This window comes from Cecembia rubra (assembly GCF_003014575.1).
Lineage (GTDB): Bacteria > Bacteroidota > Bacteroidia > Cytophagales > Cyclobacteriaceae > Cecembia_A > Cecembia_A rubra.
Map to the genome: position 1 here is coordinate 265,120 of NZ_PYGF01000004.1, position 14,212 is coordinate 279,331.

At 38.6% G+C, this 14,212-nt stretch carries 16 protein-coding genes; 12 read left to right on the forward strand and 4 right to left on the reverse strand.

Annotated features, from left to right (window positions below; all coding sequences use genetic code 11):
- Positions 1–214 precede the first annotated feature (214 nt).
- Positions 215–1,132, reverse strand: coding sequence for an AraC family transcriptional regulator (locus CLV48_RS09815; RefSeq protein ID WP_106567095.1), 918 nt, complete (start codon positions 1,130–1,132; stop codon positions 215–217).
- A 219-nt stretch (positions 1,133–1,351) separates the two neighbouring features.
- On the opposite strand from CLV48_RS09815, the gene CLV48_RS09820 reads away from it, so the two are divergent.
- From CLV48_RS09820 to CLV48_RS09835, 4 genes are all read left to right on the forward strand, one after another.
- A complete protein-coding gene (locus CLV48_RS09820; protein WP_106567096.1) occupies positions 1,352–2,878 on the forward strand; it encodes an aldehyde dehydrogenase family protein in 1,527 nt (508 codons plus the stop codon).
- Between the two features lie 102 nt (positions 2,879–2,980).
- Positions 2,981–3,403 (forward strand): DUF779 domain-containing protein, encoded by a 423-nt coding sequence (locus CLV48_RS09825; RefSeq protein ID WP_106567097.1) that lies wholly within the window; start codon positions 2,981–2,983, stop codon positions 3,401–3,403.
- Between the two features lie 63 nt (positions 3,404–3,466).
- Positions 3,467–4,630, forward strand: a complete 1,164-nt coding sequence (locus CLV48_RS09830) for a dipeptidase (protein WP_106567098.1) — start codon at positions 3,467–3,469, stop codon at positions 4,628–4,630.
- Entirely contained in the window at positions 4,630–5,364 is a 735-nt protein-coding gene (locus tag CLV48_RS09835) for a VIT1/CCC1 transporter family protein (protein WP_106567099.1), read from the forward strand. The genes CLV48_RS09830 and CLV48_RS09835 overlap by 1 nt, the downstream gene beginning before the upstream one ends.
- A gap of 158 nt (positions 5,365–5,522) precedes the next feature.
- Here the strand turns inward: CLV48_RS09835 and CLV48_RS09840 are convergent, their stop codons facing one another.
- The gene (locus CLV48_RS09840; RefSeq protein ID WP_106567100.1) at positions 5,523–6,563 is read right to left on the reverse strand and encodes a DUF4407 domain-containing protein; all 1,041 of its coding nucleotides are present in this window, start codon (positions 6,561–6,563) and stop codon (positions 5,523–5,525) included.
- Between the two features lie 268 nt (positions 6,564–6,831).
- Between CLV48_RS09840 and CLV48_RS09845 the strand changes: the two genes are divergently transcribed.
- From CLV48_RS09845 to CLV48_RS09875, 8 genes are all read left to right on the forward strand, one after another.
- A complete protein-coding gene (locus tag CLV48_RS09845) occupies positions 6,832–7,485 on the forward strand; it encodes an SGNH/GDSL hydrolase family protein (RefSeq protein WP_106567101.1) in 654 nt (217 codons plus the stop codon).
- A gap of 29 nt (positions 7,486–7,514) precedes the next feature.
- The gene (locus tag CLV48_RS09850) at positions 7,515–7,814 is read left to right on the forward strand and encodes a thiamine-binding protein (protein ID WP_106567102.1); all 300 of its coding nucleotides are present in this window, start codon (positions 7,515–7,517) and stop codon (positions 7,812–7,814) included.
- 464 nt (positions 7,815–8,278) lie between these two features.
- A complete protein-coding gene (locus tag CLV48_RS09855; protein WP_010608081.1) occupies positions 8,279–8,623 on the forward strand; it encodes a PadR family transcriptional regulator in 345 nt (114 codons plus the stop codon).
- 135 nt (positions 8,624–8,758) lie between these two features.
- Positions 8,759–9,442, forward strand: a complete 684-nt coding sequence (locus CLV48_RS09860) for a hypothetical protein (protein WP_106567103.1) — start codon at positions 8,759–8,761, stop codon at positions 9,440–9,442.
- A gap of 36 nt (positions 9,443–9,478) precedes the next feature.
- Positions 9,479–10,096 carry an HAD family hydrolase gene (locus CLV48_RS09865; RefSeq protein WP_106567104.1) on the forward strand — a complete coding sequence of 206 codons (618 nt, stop codon included), beginning with the start codon at positions 9,479–9,481 and terminating at the stop codon, positions 10,094–10,096.
- Positions 10,093–10,470, forward strand: a complete 378-nt coding sequence (locus CLV48_RS20730) for a hypothetical protein (protein ID WP_245889516.1) — start codon at positions 10,093–10,095, stop codon at positions 10,468–10,470. The genes CLV48_RS09865 and CLV48_RS20730 overlap by 4 nt, the downstream gene beginning before the upstream one ends.
- A gap of 78 nt (positions 10,471–10,548) precedes the next feature.
- Complete coding sequence (locus CLV48_RS20735; RefSeq protein WP_245889517.1) at positions 10,549–10,785, forward strand: hypothetical protein; 237 nt, start codon at positions 10,549–10,551, stop codon at positions 10,783–10,785.
- A 200-nt stretch (positions 10,786–10,985) separates the two neighbouring features.
- A complete protein-coding gene (locus tag CLV48_RS09875; RefSeq protein ID WP_106567105.1) occupies positions 10,986–11,813 on the forward strand; it encodes an OmpA family protein in 828 nt (275 codons plus the stop codon).
- 212 nt (positions 11,814–12,025) lie between these two features.
- On the opposite strand, the gene CLV48_RS09880 is transcribed toward CLV48_RS09875, so the two are convergent.
- Positions 12,026–12,736, reverse strand: a complete 711-nt coding sequence (locus CLV48_RS09880) for a hypothetical protein (RefSeq protein WP_146140086.1) — start codon at positions 12,734–12,736, stop codon at positions 12,026–12,028.
- A complete protein-coding gene (locus CLV48_RS09885) occupies positions 12,684–13,757 on the reverse strand; it encodes a hypothetical protein (protein ID WP_106567107.1) in 1,074 nt (357 codons plus the stop codon). Before CLV48_RS09885 ends, CLV48_RS09880 begins: the two co-directional genes overlap by 53 nt.
- Positions 13,758–14,212 lie beyond the last annotated feature (455 nt).

Sequence of the window (14,212 nt, forward strand, 5' to 3'; positions counted from 1 at the left end):
TAAACTTTGGCGTTTTCGACACTTATAGTGTTTTTTAACTACCAAAATTTTCTAAACTTAAAAAATATAAACGAAAAGGCCATAAAACCTATAAAAAATTTTTAAATATTTTTGATGAAAGCGTGTTACCCACTCTGATCAAACAATAATCAGAGTGAATACTGTTTACTTCGGAAATCTAATTTTTGGGAGTAGAATATTTCACAAATTTTAATCATGAATTATTCTGAAAAACTTTTGGAGTCACGCCATATTCATTTTTAAAGGCCCTGATAAAGTAAGTAATATTGTTAAATCCCGACATGAAACAAACTTCCTGTACTTGGTAATGCCCCAACATCATATATTGTTTGGCCAGTTTTAGCCTTTCTTTGAGGATGTACTCCATTGGCGAAAGGCCTAATTCCTGTTTGAACATCCTAGAAAAATGGGCTTTACTCATGCAGGCTTTTTCACTTAACAAATCAAGTGTAAAATTTTCCCTTATGTTATTTTTGATAAAATCTGCTACATAAGCCAATCTGCTGGAGGAAGCGAGCAATTTGTAGCTTTTTTCCAGCATCTCCCTGGCTTGGGTCTGGGTCAAACGGATCAAAAGTTCTTTCAAAGCAAATGATGCTATCAAATCTTTTTCCTTTGACCGCTCTTTAACCCCGATCCTGATAAAACGGTTAATTATTTCTGATAAGTCTTTTGAATTGATCAAGTGGAAATGGGATAAATCCAGGCCCCATTCCTTCGTCAGTTCTTTATTTGGCAACCTTTCGTTGAGAAGGTTAAAAGTATTTTCTATCATCTCTTGGGAGATTGACAGGGCTATGCATTGGGTAGGATTATCCAATTTGGCCTCTGGAAAATCTATCTTCATTACCTCATTTGGGGGAACAATTACAGATTCTCCCGGAAGGTAATCAAAGCCTGGTTTTCCAAACAAATGCATTACCTTTTTGCCCTTCAACATTGTGGTCAAGACCAGATCACCAAAGCATAAATTGACTGCCTCAGCTTTTTGATGGGTTTCAAATATATTTAGTTCACAATCATGAAGCGTATAGGTAGTCCTGTTCTCCACCAAGGTCTTCAAATCCCTTTCATTCCTCCAAGGAACACCTGCTATGAATTGTTGTGGCATATGGGTCAATTTGGGTTATCCTTAAAACTACTAATAATGAAGCACTTATTAAAGACTTGAGAGCATAAAGTAATACAATCTCTATATAACAGGTATATTTTGCCAAATCCTGAACAATAAACTTAAATTGATCAATTGAAGTGGATGACTTGATGCTTCAGGTTGATTTTTTAAAAATAGAAATAGTGAAATTTGATCAAACTCAAAATTGACCATATCATGACAACACTCACATTATCCCAATCCAAGCCAGTGGAAAGGCCTAAAATCAAAGAAAAATATGATCACTTTATCGGTGGAAAATGGATGCCACCCTCCTCTGGTGAGTATTTTGACAACATCTCTCCTATTGACGGCAAGGTCTTTGCCAAAGCAGCGCGTGGCAACAAAGCGGACATCGAAAAAGCACTGGATGCTGCACATGAAGCTTTTCCAAAGTGGTCCAAAACTTCTGTGGCTGAAAGAAGTAAAATCCTGAACAAAATCGCTGATATCATTGAGGACAACCTGGAAATGTTGGCGAGGATAGAAACAATAGACAACGGTAAAGCATTGAGAGAAACAAGGGCTGCTGATTTACCACTCTGCATTGACCACTTCAGATACTTTGCCGGGGTCATCCGCGCAGACGAAAGCACTATCTCTGAGCATGACGAACACACCATAAGTATAGCCTTGCATGAACCACTTGGGGTTGTAGGACAGATTATCCCGTGGAATTTCCCTCTTTTAATGGCAACCTGGAAAATCGCTCCTGCATTAGCTGCAGGATGCTGCACAGTAGTCAAACCTGCTGAGCAAACTCCAACCAGCATCATGGTACTAATGGAGCTGATAGCTGAAGTAGTTCCTCCTGGAGTCCTCAACGTAGTTACCGGCTTTGGGCCTGAAGCAGGTAAACCTTTGGCCACTTCGCCAAGAATAGCAAAAGTAGCATTTACTGGAGAGACCACAACAGGACGCCTTATCATGCAGTATGCTTCTGAAAACCTCATTCCAGTAACCATGGAGCTGGGCGGTAAATCCCCCAACATCTTTATGAAATCCGTGGCTGATGCGGACGATGAATTCTTTGACAAAGCGGTAGAAGGCGCAGTTTTATTTTCACTCAACCAAGGTGAAGTGTGTACATGTCCTTCCAGAATTCTGGTTCATGAAGATATCTATGATGTATTTATGGAAAGAGTAATAGAAAGAACCAAAGCCATCAAAATGGGACATCCATTAGCAGAAGATACCATGATGGGTGCTCAGGCCTCTAATGACCAATTTGAAAAAATTCTTTCTTACATGGATATTGGAAAGCAGGAAGGAGCAGAAGTTTTATGCGGTGGAGACAAAGCATCCCTAAACTCCGGGCTGGAAAACGGTTACTATATCCAACCCACCATCTTCAAAGGACACAATAAAATGAGGATCTTCCAAGAAGAAATTTTCGGCCCTGTTACCTCTGTGACTACTTTCAAAACTACCGAAGAAGCCATTGCAATTGCCAATGACACCATGTATGGTCTAGGGGCAGGACTTTGGTCTAGGGATGCCCATGAGCTCTATCAAGTACCTAGGTCCATACAAGCAGGAAGAGTTTGGGTCAACTGCTACCATGCCTATCCTGCACATGCACCATTCGGAGGATATAAAAAATCAGGATTTGGCAGAGAAAACCATCTGATGATGCTCAATCATTACCGTCAGACCAAAAACATGCTGATTTCTTACAATAAGAATAAACTAGGCTTTTTCTAAGTAGAAGCGAGAAGCTAGATGCGAGAGATCAGACTGTCCTGTCTCTTGTTTCTAGCTTCTCGTCTCTTGTTTTTAGCTTATCCCATATATTCCCATAAACCCATGATTACCGAAGAAAACAACAATGTAAGAAGAGTACTGATTACTGAGGAAGCCATGAAGGTAATTGATACCCTCAGAAAACGCTTTGGAAAAGAGTTAATGTTCCACCAAAGTGGAGGTTGCTGCGATGGCTCATCCCCTATGTGCTTCGAAAAAGGCGATTTCAAGGTGGGTGGCAATGACATTTGGATGGGGAAGGTATATGATTGCGACTTTTTTATGAGTGCCGATCAATTTGAATATTGGAAGCATACCCAATTGACCTTGGATGTCACTCCTGGAAGAGGGAGTAGTTTTTCGCTGGAAATACCAATGGGCATAAGATTCATTATCAGGTCAAGGATTTTTACGATGGAGGAAATTGACAATCTTATTCCAACAAAGTCAGGCGAAGAATATCTACAAGAGGAAATGGAAAATTAGTGGACTTTCGGTTTGTCCTTTAATTTTAATTTTTGACTATATTGATAGCAAATACCCTTTGCTATGAAGAAATTTATAATCCTTATTGTTTCTCTTTTTTTCTTGTATTGGCTAGGCACCATGACAGTTCCGGGCATTATTGAAAAAAACAAGAATCCGGTCAAAGACTCCGCCCCTTACCTTGTTTCCCAAAAAGCTTTGGAGCTTTATCAATCTCTGGATTTTGTAGCTGACCTTCATTGTGATGCACTTTTGTGGGGCAGAAACCTCACTGAAAGAGCCTATTATGGCCATGTGGATTTTCCTCGGATGCAGGAAGCCAATGTAGCCATGCAGGTATTTACCATTGTTTCAAAATCCCCAAAAGGTCAAAACATGGACTTGAATAAGTCTGATGCTCAAGACAATATCACGCTGTTGAACATTGTACAGGGAAGACCTGTTTCAAATTGGTTCAGCTTGATCAACCGCACACTTTATCAATCTTCCAAACTTCAGGAATTTGCAGACAGTTATGGAAAGGATTTTATTTTAATCAAATCCAAAGCAGATCTGGAAAAGCTAATGGAGGCCAGAAAAACAGACAGGAATGTCATTGGCGGCTTATTAGGCATTGAAGGGGCACATGCTTTGGAAGGCAATATGAAAAACCTCGACAGGGTATACGAAGCTGGAGTTAGGTTAATTGGGCCTGTTCACTTTTTTGACAATGAATTGGGAGGCTCAGCACATGGTGAAAGTGGCGATGGTTTGACTGAATTTGGAAAAACAGTTATCAGAAGAATGAACGAACTCAATATGATTATTGATCTGGCACATGTTTCCCCAAAAATGTTTGATGACATCCTGGAGGTTTCAGAAAAACCCGTGATGGTCTCCCATACCGGCATCAGGGCTGTTCTTAACTCGCCAAGAAACCTCAGTGATGAGCAGATCAGGAAAGTTGCTGAAAAAGGTGGTATTATAGGTATTGCCTTTTTTGATATGGCCGTAGGTACTGATGAAATCAAAGGGATAGTGGCCAGTATGAAAAGAGTGAGAAACCTGGTGGGTGTACAGCATGTGGCACTGGGCTCCGATTACGATGGCAGTGTAGCTGTTCCTTTCGACATTACCGGATTACCGATAATTGTAGAGGCATTGCTCCAGGAGGGATTTACAGAGGATGAAATCAGGGCCATTATGGGAGATAATGTCAAAAGATTTTTACTGGAAAATTTAGGATAATGGAAGAAAAACTAATCCATCAGGAAAATTCACTTTTGGGCAATACCCAAAATTACCTCAGAGAATTTGTTTATGGGGGAATAGATGGTGCCGTTACCACATTTGCTGTAGTGGCAGGTGCTGTAGGCGCCAATCTTGAACCTGCCATTATCATTATTCTAGGATTTGCCAACCTCTTTGCAGATGGCTTTTCTATGTCTGTAGGTGCCTACCTATCAGCTAAATCAGAAAAAGAACATTATAAAAAGCACCGTAAAATCGAATATTGGGAAATAGAAACAATTCCAGATGTGGAAAGGAAGGAAGTTGAAGAAATCTATAGAGCAAAGGGTTTTGAAGGTCAGCTACTTCAGGACGTGGTTGATGTAATCGTATCAGACAAGGACAGATGGGTAGATGAAATGATGAAAAACGAACTGGAAATGATTCCTGACTCAAAAAGTCCCTTGAAAATCGGATTGGCTACTTTGATTTCATTTATCTTAGTAGGGTTCATACCACTGATCCTTTATGTTTATGACTATTTTAAGGAGGTAAATTTTGATAAATTTTTCTGGACCAGCTTCTTTACCGGGCTTGCATTTGCATTTGTCGGATGGCTAAAAAGCTTTGTGAACCAAACCAATACCTTTAAAAGCATTCTGGAAACCCTCATCTTGGGATTTGTGGCTGCATTGGTAGCATATTACGTGGGAGATTTTCTTGAAGCACTGATATTGAACAAAAACTCTTGATTAACAACAAATTGGCCATTTATAAACAAGCAGCAAAAATCCTGCATCTATTTCCAAATTATTAGTAAGACTGAATGTTTACTCAATCTTATATCCAACCAATGCACAACTTTGCCAATAGGGAGTATTCAAAATGTTGAAGTGAGTGCTTCTTCTTTTCATAATCTTTCCGGAAAAACCTCAGCCTCAAATCGCTGAATGTTTCTTTCACTTTTCTTTTTGGTTTTGAATGATTGCTCCTTCACATAAACTTGTACATTATCTTCCCTTAATTCAAGCATTTCATCGTAGGGTCCTTTGAGTGAAATTACTTTCACAAAAATTGGCGCGGTCTCCAGCGCAATAAACAATAACAAGATGAAAATATTGGCCCAATAAATGGCCTCGCTCTCTTTGGTCAAAACCTGCAATGCATCCAACCTCGCAGCAAAACCATCAAAATTCTCAATTTGAGGAGTTCTTTTGGTGAATTCATCTTCTCTCAAAGCCATCAACCTTTTGATTTCTGCATCCAAAGTATCCAACTTGGCCTGATTGAAAGTCCTGATTTCATCCAATTCCCTTTGCGCGGCATCTAGCTGTTGTTCCTTTTTCCGGGCATTGGTACCCAAACCAACAATTCCACTCGTCCCATCTGTTTTTGTGCCAAACCTTTCAAAATCATATTCCTGTTGCAATTTATCCCTGAACGCAGTGGCTTTGTCCGTTTCAGATTTGATACTATCCTTCTTGTTCTCTAAGGATTGAATCTCTGGAAATACATCTTGAATGGCCAATTTACTCTGGGCTATCATCTCGATTTTTCTCTCATCCAATATCCGGTTGATTTCTTTCTCAAAAATCTTCAATTCCAAAGGCCTTGAAATCACAATTGCCAAAAGCACAGCAAACAATAACCTCGGAATGGCCATTTTCCACTCGGTCCAGGCATTGTTTCTCTTCTTCATACTAGATACAATAAATCGGTCAAGATTAAAAATCATAAGTCCCCATAAAAGTCCAAATAATGTAGCTGAAACTACAGAGTCAAAAACCGTATAAAGCGCATAACCTGCCGCCAATGCAGCAAAAAATGCTGTAAAAAATACCGTACCTCCAATTCCCACATACTTGTGGGTTTCAGTTGGCACCCTTTTCAACAAGGGCAAATAAGACCCGGAACAGAACCAGAAGAATTGGGTGATTTTTTTGAACTGCATAGTACCTGAATTTCGATTGAACAAAGCCGCAAAAAGCGAACTAGAAATATTAAATCTTCAGAATAATTCAAAAAAATACATTCCAATTGTTTAAGAAATACAAAAAATAGATTCAAAAGGTAAGGCGGGACACAGCATTTTGGAGGCCATTAATTTAAAAGCACTGAATATCCTTAGATTGAACCCCAAAAGGCTGACTAAAAAACGGACAGAAAGTGTACGGTTTTGAAACAGTGGATTTTTGCCCTATTTTTAAAGAAAAAAGATTATGCGAAGCATTGTTCTCCTTTTTCTTATCGTATTAAAGATTGGATTATTCTCCCCACTTTTCGCTCAGTCGAGACCATTTGAAAATGAAGTAAAGGAGCTGAATGAAAAATACCAGTATCTTCCTTGGCAAAAAGGAGGAGTTCTTTTTACAGGTAGTTCCAGCATCAGAATGTGGAAATCCTTAAAAAAGGACTTTCCCAAAACACCTATTATCAACACTGGATTTGGGGGCTCCCAAACCAACGATCTTTTGGTTTTCATTGATGAATTGGTAGTCCAATATGCCCCTTCAAAGGTCTTTATTTATGAAGGTGATAATGATATCAATGCAGGTAAGTCCAGCAGGCAAATTATTGAGGAACATTATGAAATTATCTCCAAAGTAAAGGATCGGCTCCCGGACACAAAATTCTACATCATAAGTGCCAAACCCAGTCCTTCCAGATGGGCATTAAAAGGGGCTTATCTGCAATTGAAGGAGGAAATGAAACAATTCTGTTCTTCCCAAGACCAAGTCACCTTTATTGATATCTGGACACCAATGCTGGACAAGGCAGGAAATCCCAATCCCAAACTTTTTGTCGAAGACATGCTACACATGAATGACAAAGGCTATAAAATCTGGAAGAAGGCTATTAAACCTCATTTATAAAAAATACAAGCAACCCTTAATTTTATCTTATGTCACAAGCAAACATCATTAATCTCGGCATTCAGATCGTTCCTAAAAGCAAAACCTTGGATACCTATGCCCTAGTGGATAAAGCCATAGAAGTCATCCAACAATCAGGAGTCAAGCATGTGGTAACCCCATTTGAAACGGTCATGGAGGGAACACAGGAAGAATTGATGGTTATTGCACAGAAGGCTCAAGAGGCTGTTCTTCAAGCTGGCGCTGATGAAATTCTGGTGTATTATAGAATGCAGATAAGGAAAGATGGAGATGTAACTATGGGTGAAAAAACGGATAAATTCCAATAATTCTCCTTATTTCCAACATCCAACTTTATAACCTCCTATGAATATAATTAAATACTGATGAAGCATATTTAAGATTTTCGCAGATTTTTTTTCCGACCTCCACCTTTCGAAATTCGGCTTTTCCTTTATGAATCAATTGATTCCCTTAACTACCATTTGGTTTCCTTCCAAAATCCGCTTTTCGACATCCAACCTATACAAGCTCTATATTTTTTCTTATGTCCCGTAAAATCTGCTTAGGCATAAGATTCAAGACAAGTTTGGTGTAAGCTACCGCCTCCAGACTACCCTCTCAAACAAATAAACCAATCGAATCTTGCTTCTTGTTTCTACGACAGAAATCGCCTTGCAACGGGGATCGAGTCTAATCTCTCGCATCTAATCTCTAGTCTCTAAAAAAATACCCAAGCTTCTTATGTATATAATTTTTTTATATATTTAGCCATCCAATGTACTTAAACACCATGTCGAATAACAATCTGATCAAAGGAAGCTTGCAGACCATCATCCTCAAACTGCTGGAGGAGAATGAAAAAATGTACGGCTACGAGATAACCCAAAGGGTAAAAGAACTGACCGAAGGTGAAATCAAAATCACCGAAGGTGCCCTCTATCCTGCCCTCCACAAGTTGGAGGCCGAGGGACTACTGACCACCGAAATACAGCAAGTGGACAACCGGGTAAGGAAATATTACAGCCTGACCAAAAACGGGCAAAAGGAAGTCAGTGCAAAGATGTCCGAGTTGCAGAGCTTCGTCGGTAACTTACAAAGGATCTTAGATCCTGAGTGGAGGCCGGGTTTGGCTTGATAGGTTCACGCAGCGTTCGCTACGAATGCCGCAGTGAACGCAGCGAAATATTGATTAAAAGTTAATTACAGCTTAAAAAAGTGCCCGTAGCGAGTGTGGCGAAAACTTTGCGCCCGCTGCGAGAAACCAATATGTATGCGCCAACTAACCAACATAGAACTCCAAGAAATCCGCAAAGCGATCATGAGGAAAGAGATAACCTCAGCTGAGATTTTGATGGAGGTATATGACCATTATATCAGTCACTTAGAGGAGTTTCCAGAAGATAAATTCAATGAACAACTTTTTGAGTTGGAACAAAAATTCACCTATGCTTACTGCCATGCACTTCAGTTCCGATTCAACAAGGAGGCCAAAGAAGACATCCACAAAACCCAATGGTTAGTAATTCGGAAATATTTTTGCACATCTAGATGGCTCTATTTGGTGGGGATTCTTGCGATAGTCTATTACATCTCCAGCCAAGCTAGAAATGAGCAGGAATACACGCTGCTTTTGTTGTCTCCAATGATCCTGCTTTTTGTATCCAACATTGTTTTCGGTATCCAAAACAGAAGGAAGTTGCGTCCATTAAAAAAAGCATTTAAAGGGATAGGAATTCCTATCAATTCCTCACTGGCCTCACCTATTTCCGAGCGATTGTCTTTGCCAGTCCTGATGGCCCAAGTGTTTATCTATTTGCCCAAACTGATCTTCACCAACATTGATCTAACGCCTTACCTTTCCGCTGGTGCTGGGATGGTGACTATTGTACTTATCCTCTACACCTTATCTCTTTTGGAAGTCTGGAAACTCAAATCAAAAACGGCAATGGTATGAGTTGAAAAATAAAACCAACCGAAAATTTTTATTCCTATGAAACTAAACCCCGAACAACTGGAAACGATCAGACTGGAATTGTCAAAAGTCAAGATTTATTACACCGACATTCAGGATGAATTACTTGATCATGTCGCTTCTGAAACCGAGCAACTCATGCAGGAAGGCATGGATTTCAACACCGCATTTTCTCAAGCTGCCCAAAAGGTAAACCCGGAAAAATTTCAGATGGATGTGCTGATTGCTAGCCATTTGTCAAAGATCAAGTCAATTTTCAAATCATTGGTGGAACCGATGATTTTTATCAAATCCTTATTGTTGGCAGGTTTGATACTGGCTTTTGTGCATGGATCTGGCTTAGAAATCCCTTTTGTCATCAAATGGATGAAAATCTCCTTCATGATTCTTGTCACCTTATTGATTTTGATGACATTCAAGAAGAAGTTAATGAAAAATTCAAATGTGGTAGCTTCCTGGAATTCTTCTTGGTTGGTTTTCTGCCTTATGTTACCTGCTACTAATTTTGATTTGCTGATCAGCCTTGGATGTGCCCCCAAAACGATTTTAGGAATAACCACTCTTTGCATTTCCTTTTTATTTGTCAGCGGATCAACCATTACAACCCGAGAAGTTCAAAAGTTGAAGACAGTATGAAACTGAACAAAGACCAGATCGACCAACTCAAAAAACTGATTTCCTACAAGGGCTATCCAGAGATTGATGTTCAGTATGAAATCCTGGATCATGTGGCCTGTAAAGTGGAAGACTTAATGTCAGAAAATCCAAAGCTGAGTGTACCCGATGCTTTCCAAAAGGTGCATGCTTCCTTTGGTATTTTTGGATTTTCGACGCTGGAAGAATCTTATAAAAAGATGATTGAAAAAAGGCTTTGGGCTTACTATTGGAAAGAACTCAAGCAACTCTTGACCAGCTACAGAATTATCTTTCCATTGGGATTGCTCTTCATCTTTTTCCAATCCTCCGCATTATTAGAGGATTCCAAAGCGTGGATCCTGATGATGATTTGATTCTTATTCTTTTCATTTATTTGGATAGTTATCCGCTATTGGAATACCCACAAAAAATATAAAAAGTATGCTTCCTATATGGCTTCCAACTCTGTATTCCAACTGACCAATTTTGGGGTGCTCACATGTCTCTATGGACATAATTTTTTTTACCGACAGGGAGGGGTCCAAGAGGGCTTATTTGTAAAGATTTTTATTGGGGCAATTTTGACAGCGATAGCCTTTCTTTTTATCAGCATATTTATTTTGCCAAGGGTTTTGGATAGAAGCATTGCGGATACGGAGGAGTTGATTCAGGTTTATGGGGAAGGGTGAATCCCTTTATGATTCATGTCAATAAATGGCACTAAAAAATCAAATTACAATCAAAATAAATCACTAAAACTAAATATTATTTTATATTTTGCATCTGAATAAGAATATTAATTTCCAAACACTGAATCCTTGGTATTTAATGCATCAGTATAAAATTCCCAACAAATAATTTTTTTTGCTCAAAATTAAACCCCAGTCAAATGATAAAGGCACTTTTAATTTCCGCTGTTTTCTATACAGTTTTCTTTAATGCGCTCGCTCAATCTCCCTGTGACCCACATCCACTATTTAATATCCTACCCCAACACAGCATTTCCGGTTGTGAACAAAAAGAGTATGATAAAATCAAGGTTGAGTTCACCGATAAAGATGGGACTTGGATTCAATATGAAAAAGCAGGGTATTTACTGAAAACCTTCTACACATTTGAAGGTGAGTGGGGTAAGAATCCCTCCAATGCTATGATCTTCCAGAATTACATTCAGGCGGTAAGTTCCAAAGGAGGTACAGTAATCAACCAATCCAAGGCCAACCTGTTTCTCCATTTCAAGTCCGGAGGAGAGTCATGGTACATTCATATCCAAAGTGATCAGAGCGGCACCTTCTCGGTGAGTTGTGTACGGGAAGAAAATATGAATCAATATATCGTGCTTTCTGCTGAGGATATCGCCAAAGAAATGAAAGCCAATGGCAAGGCTACTTTTTATGGAATTTATTTCGATACTGATAAATCAGATATTAAGCCTGAGTCCAATGAGACTTTAGAGCAATTGGCCAAGTACCTAAAATCGAACTCACAAGTAAATGTCTTCATAGTGGGTCATACAGACAATACCGGTTCCTTTGAGCATAATCAAAAATTATCAGAAAAAAGAGCAGAAGCGGTGGTCAACCATTTAATTGGAACGTATCAAATTGCTGCTGCCAGATTAAAAGCTTACGGTGTATCTTCACTATCGCCAGTTTCAACGAATACATCAGAAGAAGGGAAAAGCAAAAACAGGAGAGTGGAGATGGTATTGAGGTAAAATCTCATCAATCCACCAAGTTTTTGTTTTTAGCTACTCCAAAAACCCTTAAGTTGACCAATGCAGCATGCTAAAGGTCCCCGCTTTTTTCATCAAGTAATTGAATAGTTTGAGCCTTTACACTTGATACAATTGTGGCAATCATAACCAATATGAAGTAAGTGATTTTCATTTTTGGAGTAGAACACTAGATAGTTAAAAAAATCGGTTATCTATTTTAACTCATAGGAAACGATGGTTTTTGTACAAGATTGAAACGACAGCCCATAGGGCTCTAAACTCTCCCGAAGGGTGTCCAATGTCTGTGCTTTCAGCCTGAAGGAATAAGAACCTTTATTTTTATCCTCATCAAGATAAAACCTTCCCAACTGACCATACTGGTTAAATTTATTCGCCAAACTGACTAAATCATACCCATCCAAATGAATATGTGAGCGATTGGACTCGTCCTTTTTGATTACCCCATTTTTAGGGATATAAACATGTCGTTCTAACTTTTGACTGGAAATAACCTTAAGACAATTACCTGATAGTGAGACAGAAGAAATTGTCGCTGAAAAATCTTTATGTTGACCCAATAGGTTCCAGATTTGATCTAAAATAGATTTATCCAGTGCAGTTGTATAGTTGATCCGTAATGTGTAAGAATTTTTATCGAATTTTCTGGAAACTTTAAACTCATAGTCAGGCCAAAGTTTTGTAAAAATTTCCTTTAAAGACCCACCAGCAACCGCAAAACCAAGACCGCTGGATGAACTTAGGTTCTCCACTCCATCCCCCTCATACCTGTGCAATTCAAAACTACCTCCTTGAATCTTAGCCTCAGTTACCAAAACTTTTTGTGCAGTCAACTCTTGAGCATGACCAATCTTAATCTGCAAGTTCATCAAGAGGAAAACGAATGAATAAAAAAGGAATTTCATAGGATTGTAGTTTTTGGAAAGGTTCTGGATAAGATTCTTTTTTATTAAATTCAAGAAATGCCTCATCAGTCAACAAGAGGTAAACGTAATCCCGATGGACTTGGCCCAAGAAGGGAAACTCTATTCCATTGGAAAGCCTGACTTTATCTATCATCAATTTTTTACCGGTAGGAAGATGATGGATAAGCGTTTTAAGATTGAAATCTTTGATCAAGGAATAAAAACGCCATTTTTCTGATTGGGTTAGGTATAACGGAAAATAAAGCTTTTCTTCATCTAACTCAACACCAACCTTGGCATCAATTTTCTCTGACAAAACATGTAATCTTTCAATTCCAATTAAGTTGCCGCCATTGTCAAATTTGACCAAGCTATCATTTAGCATTCGGCTAAACATAATCTCATTGCCTATAATGGCAAAAGTTTGATTAACCAATACATTAAATTGGTAAGAATTGGTCATGGAAGCAGGGTAAGGAAAATACTTTTTTCGTTCCTCTTGATTGGAAAGTGGAAATGTGAAAATTTGGTGATTCAGGGAAGAGTCCTGATTCAGGGTATTAGGAGTCTGGTAAAGAAAAATCCTGTCATGCAAAACTAATATCCTAGAGGCATCTACTTTCAAATCCATAGAAGCCACATAAGACTTTTCTTCTAAGCTGAATTCATGTACTGTTCCTTTACCATCGCAAAGAATAAATAGTTTATTGCCAGAGATTGAAAAATTTCTCGGATTACAACCCATCAATTCCATATAAATATCAGAATCTATGATAAATGGCTCGGCGTCTGATTGAGGATAGTGGTAAACCGAAGAACCAACCAGAAAAGTAAAACCTTCTTCTCCAATTTTCCACTGGTCTGTGGTTCCGATAAATGGAATATCGCTAAATTCCAAGACCTCATAATTATTCAATTCAAAGATCTGTGATGGTAGGCTAGTGACAAATTCCGGACTATGTGAACCCTGTTTACAAGACACCATAGATAAAAGTAATATGGAAATGTATGCTTTTTTCATGGAATTAAAATTTAAAAAAAGGCGGCAAAATAGGGCCTTTTCTTAACTATATGGCTTTCAACATAAACGAGGGGTATTTTCTGAGAATCTTTTAAACACAAAATCAAAACCTTTCATAACAAAACCAATAAAGCTCAAACTAATATACAGGCTTTAGTTTTACGAAAAAAAGTACATTCCGAATTTTATATCAACACCTGCAACCATTTTGGTATAACTTTTTCAATTAGCTTGTATAAAATATTCCAAAGTATAAACCTTTAGGAAAAAACTAAAACTACACTTTAAGCCAATTTCAAGTTTGTTTTAAAAACAGAACTTGAAATTCAATCCGTAAAATGCTTCCCTGAACCCAAATAATCATTTCGAATGGCTGAACCAAATCCCACCAGCGGCACGGACACATCTTACCCGTGGGTTTCAACCCTTGGTCCTAAAAACAACACCTCTCCCCA

Bases quoted from the DNA above. Each gene is read 5' to 3' on its own strand.
- CLV48_RS09815 (WP_106567095.1), bottom strand. From the start codon at position 1,132: ATGCCACAACAATTCATAGCAGGTGTTCCTTGGAGGAATGAAAGGGAT.
- CLV48_RS09820 (WP_106567096.1), top strand. From the start codon at position 1,352: ATGACAACACTCACATTATCCCAATCCAAGCCAGTGGAAAGGCCTAAA.
- CLV48_RS09825 (WP_106567097.1), top strand. From the start codon at position 2,981: ATGATTACCGAAGAAAACAACAATGTAAGAAGAGTACTGATTACTGAG.
- CLV48_RS09830 (WP_106567098.1), top strand. From the start codon at position 3,467: ATGAAGAAATTTATAATCCTTATTGTTTCTCTTTTTTTCTTGTATTGG.
- CLV48_RS09835 (WP_106567099.1), top strand. From the start codon at position 4,630: ATGGAAGAAAAACTAATCCATCAGGAAAATTCACTTTTGGGCAATACC.
- CLV48_RS09840 (WP_106567100.1), bottom strand. From the start codon at position 6,563: ATGCAGTTCAAAAAAATCACCCAATTCTTCTGGTTCTGTTCCGGGTCT.
- CLV48_RS09845 (WP_106567101.1), top strand. From the start codon at position 6,832: ATGCGAAGCATTGTTCTCCTTTTTCTTATCGTATTAAAGATTGGATTA.
- CLV48_RS09850 (WP_106567102.1), top strand. From the start codon at position 7,515: ATGTCACAAGCAAACATCATTAATCTCGGCATTCAGATCGTTCCTAAA.
- CLV48_RS09855 (WP_010608081.1), top strand. From the start codon at position 8,279: ATGTCGAATAACAATCTGATCAAAGGAAGCTTGCAGACCATCATCCTC.
- CLV48_RS09860 (WP_106567103.1), top strand. From the start codon at position 8,759: ATGCGCCAACTAACCAACATAGAACTCCAAGAAATCCGCAAAGCGATC.
- CLV48_RS09865 (WP_106567104.1), top strand. From the start codon at position 9,479: ATGAAACTAAACCCCGAACAACTGGAAACGATCAGACTGGAATTGTCA.
- CLV48_RS20730 (WP_245889516.1), top strand. From the start codon at position 10,093: ATGAAACTGAACAAAGACCAGATCGACCAACTCAAAAAACTGATTTCC.
- CLV48_RS20735 (WP_245889517.1), top strand. From the start codon at position 10,549: ATGGCTTCCAACTCTGTATTCCAACTGACCAATTTTGGGGTGCTCACA.
- CLV48_RS09875 (WP_106567105.1), top strand. From the start codon at position 10,986: ATGATAAAGGCACTTTTAATTTCCGCTGTTTTCTATACAGTTTTCTTT.
- CLV48_RS09880 (WP_146140086.1), bottom strand. From the start codon at position 12,736: ATGAAATTCCTTTTTTATTCATTCGTTTTCCTCTTGATGAACTTGCAG.
- CLV48_RS09885 (WP_106567107.1), bottom strand. From the start codon at position 13,757: ATGAAAAAAGCATACATTTCCATATTACTTTTATCTATGGTGTCTTGT.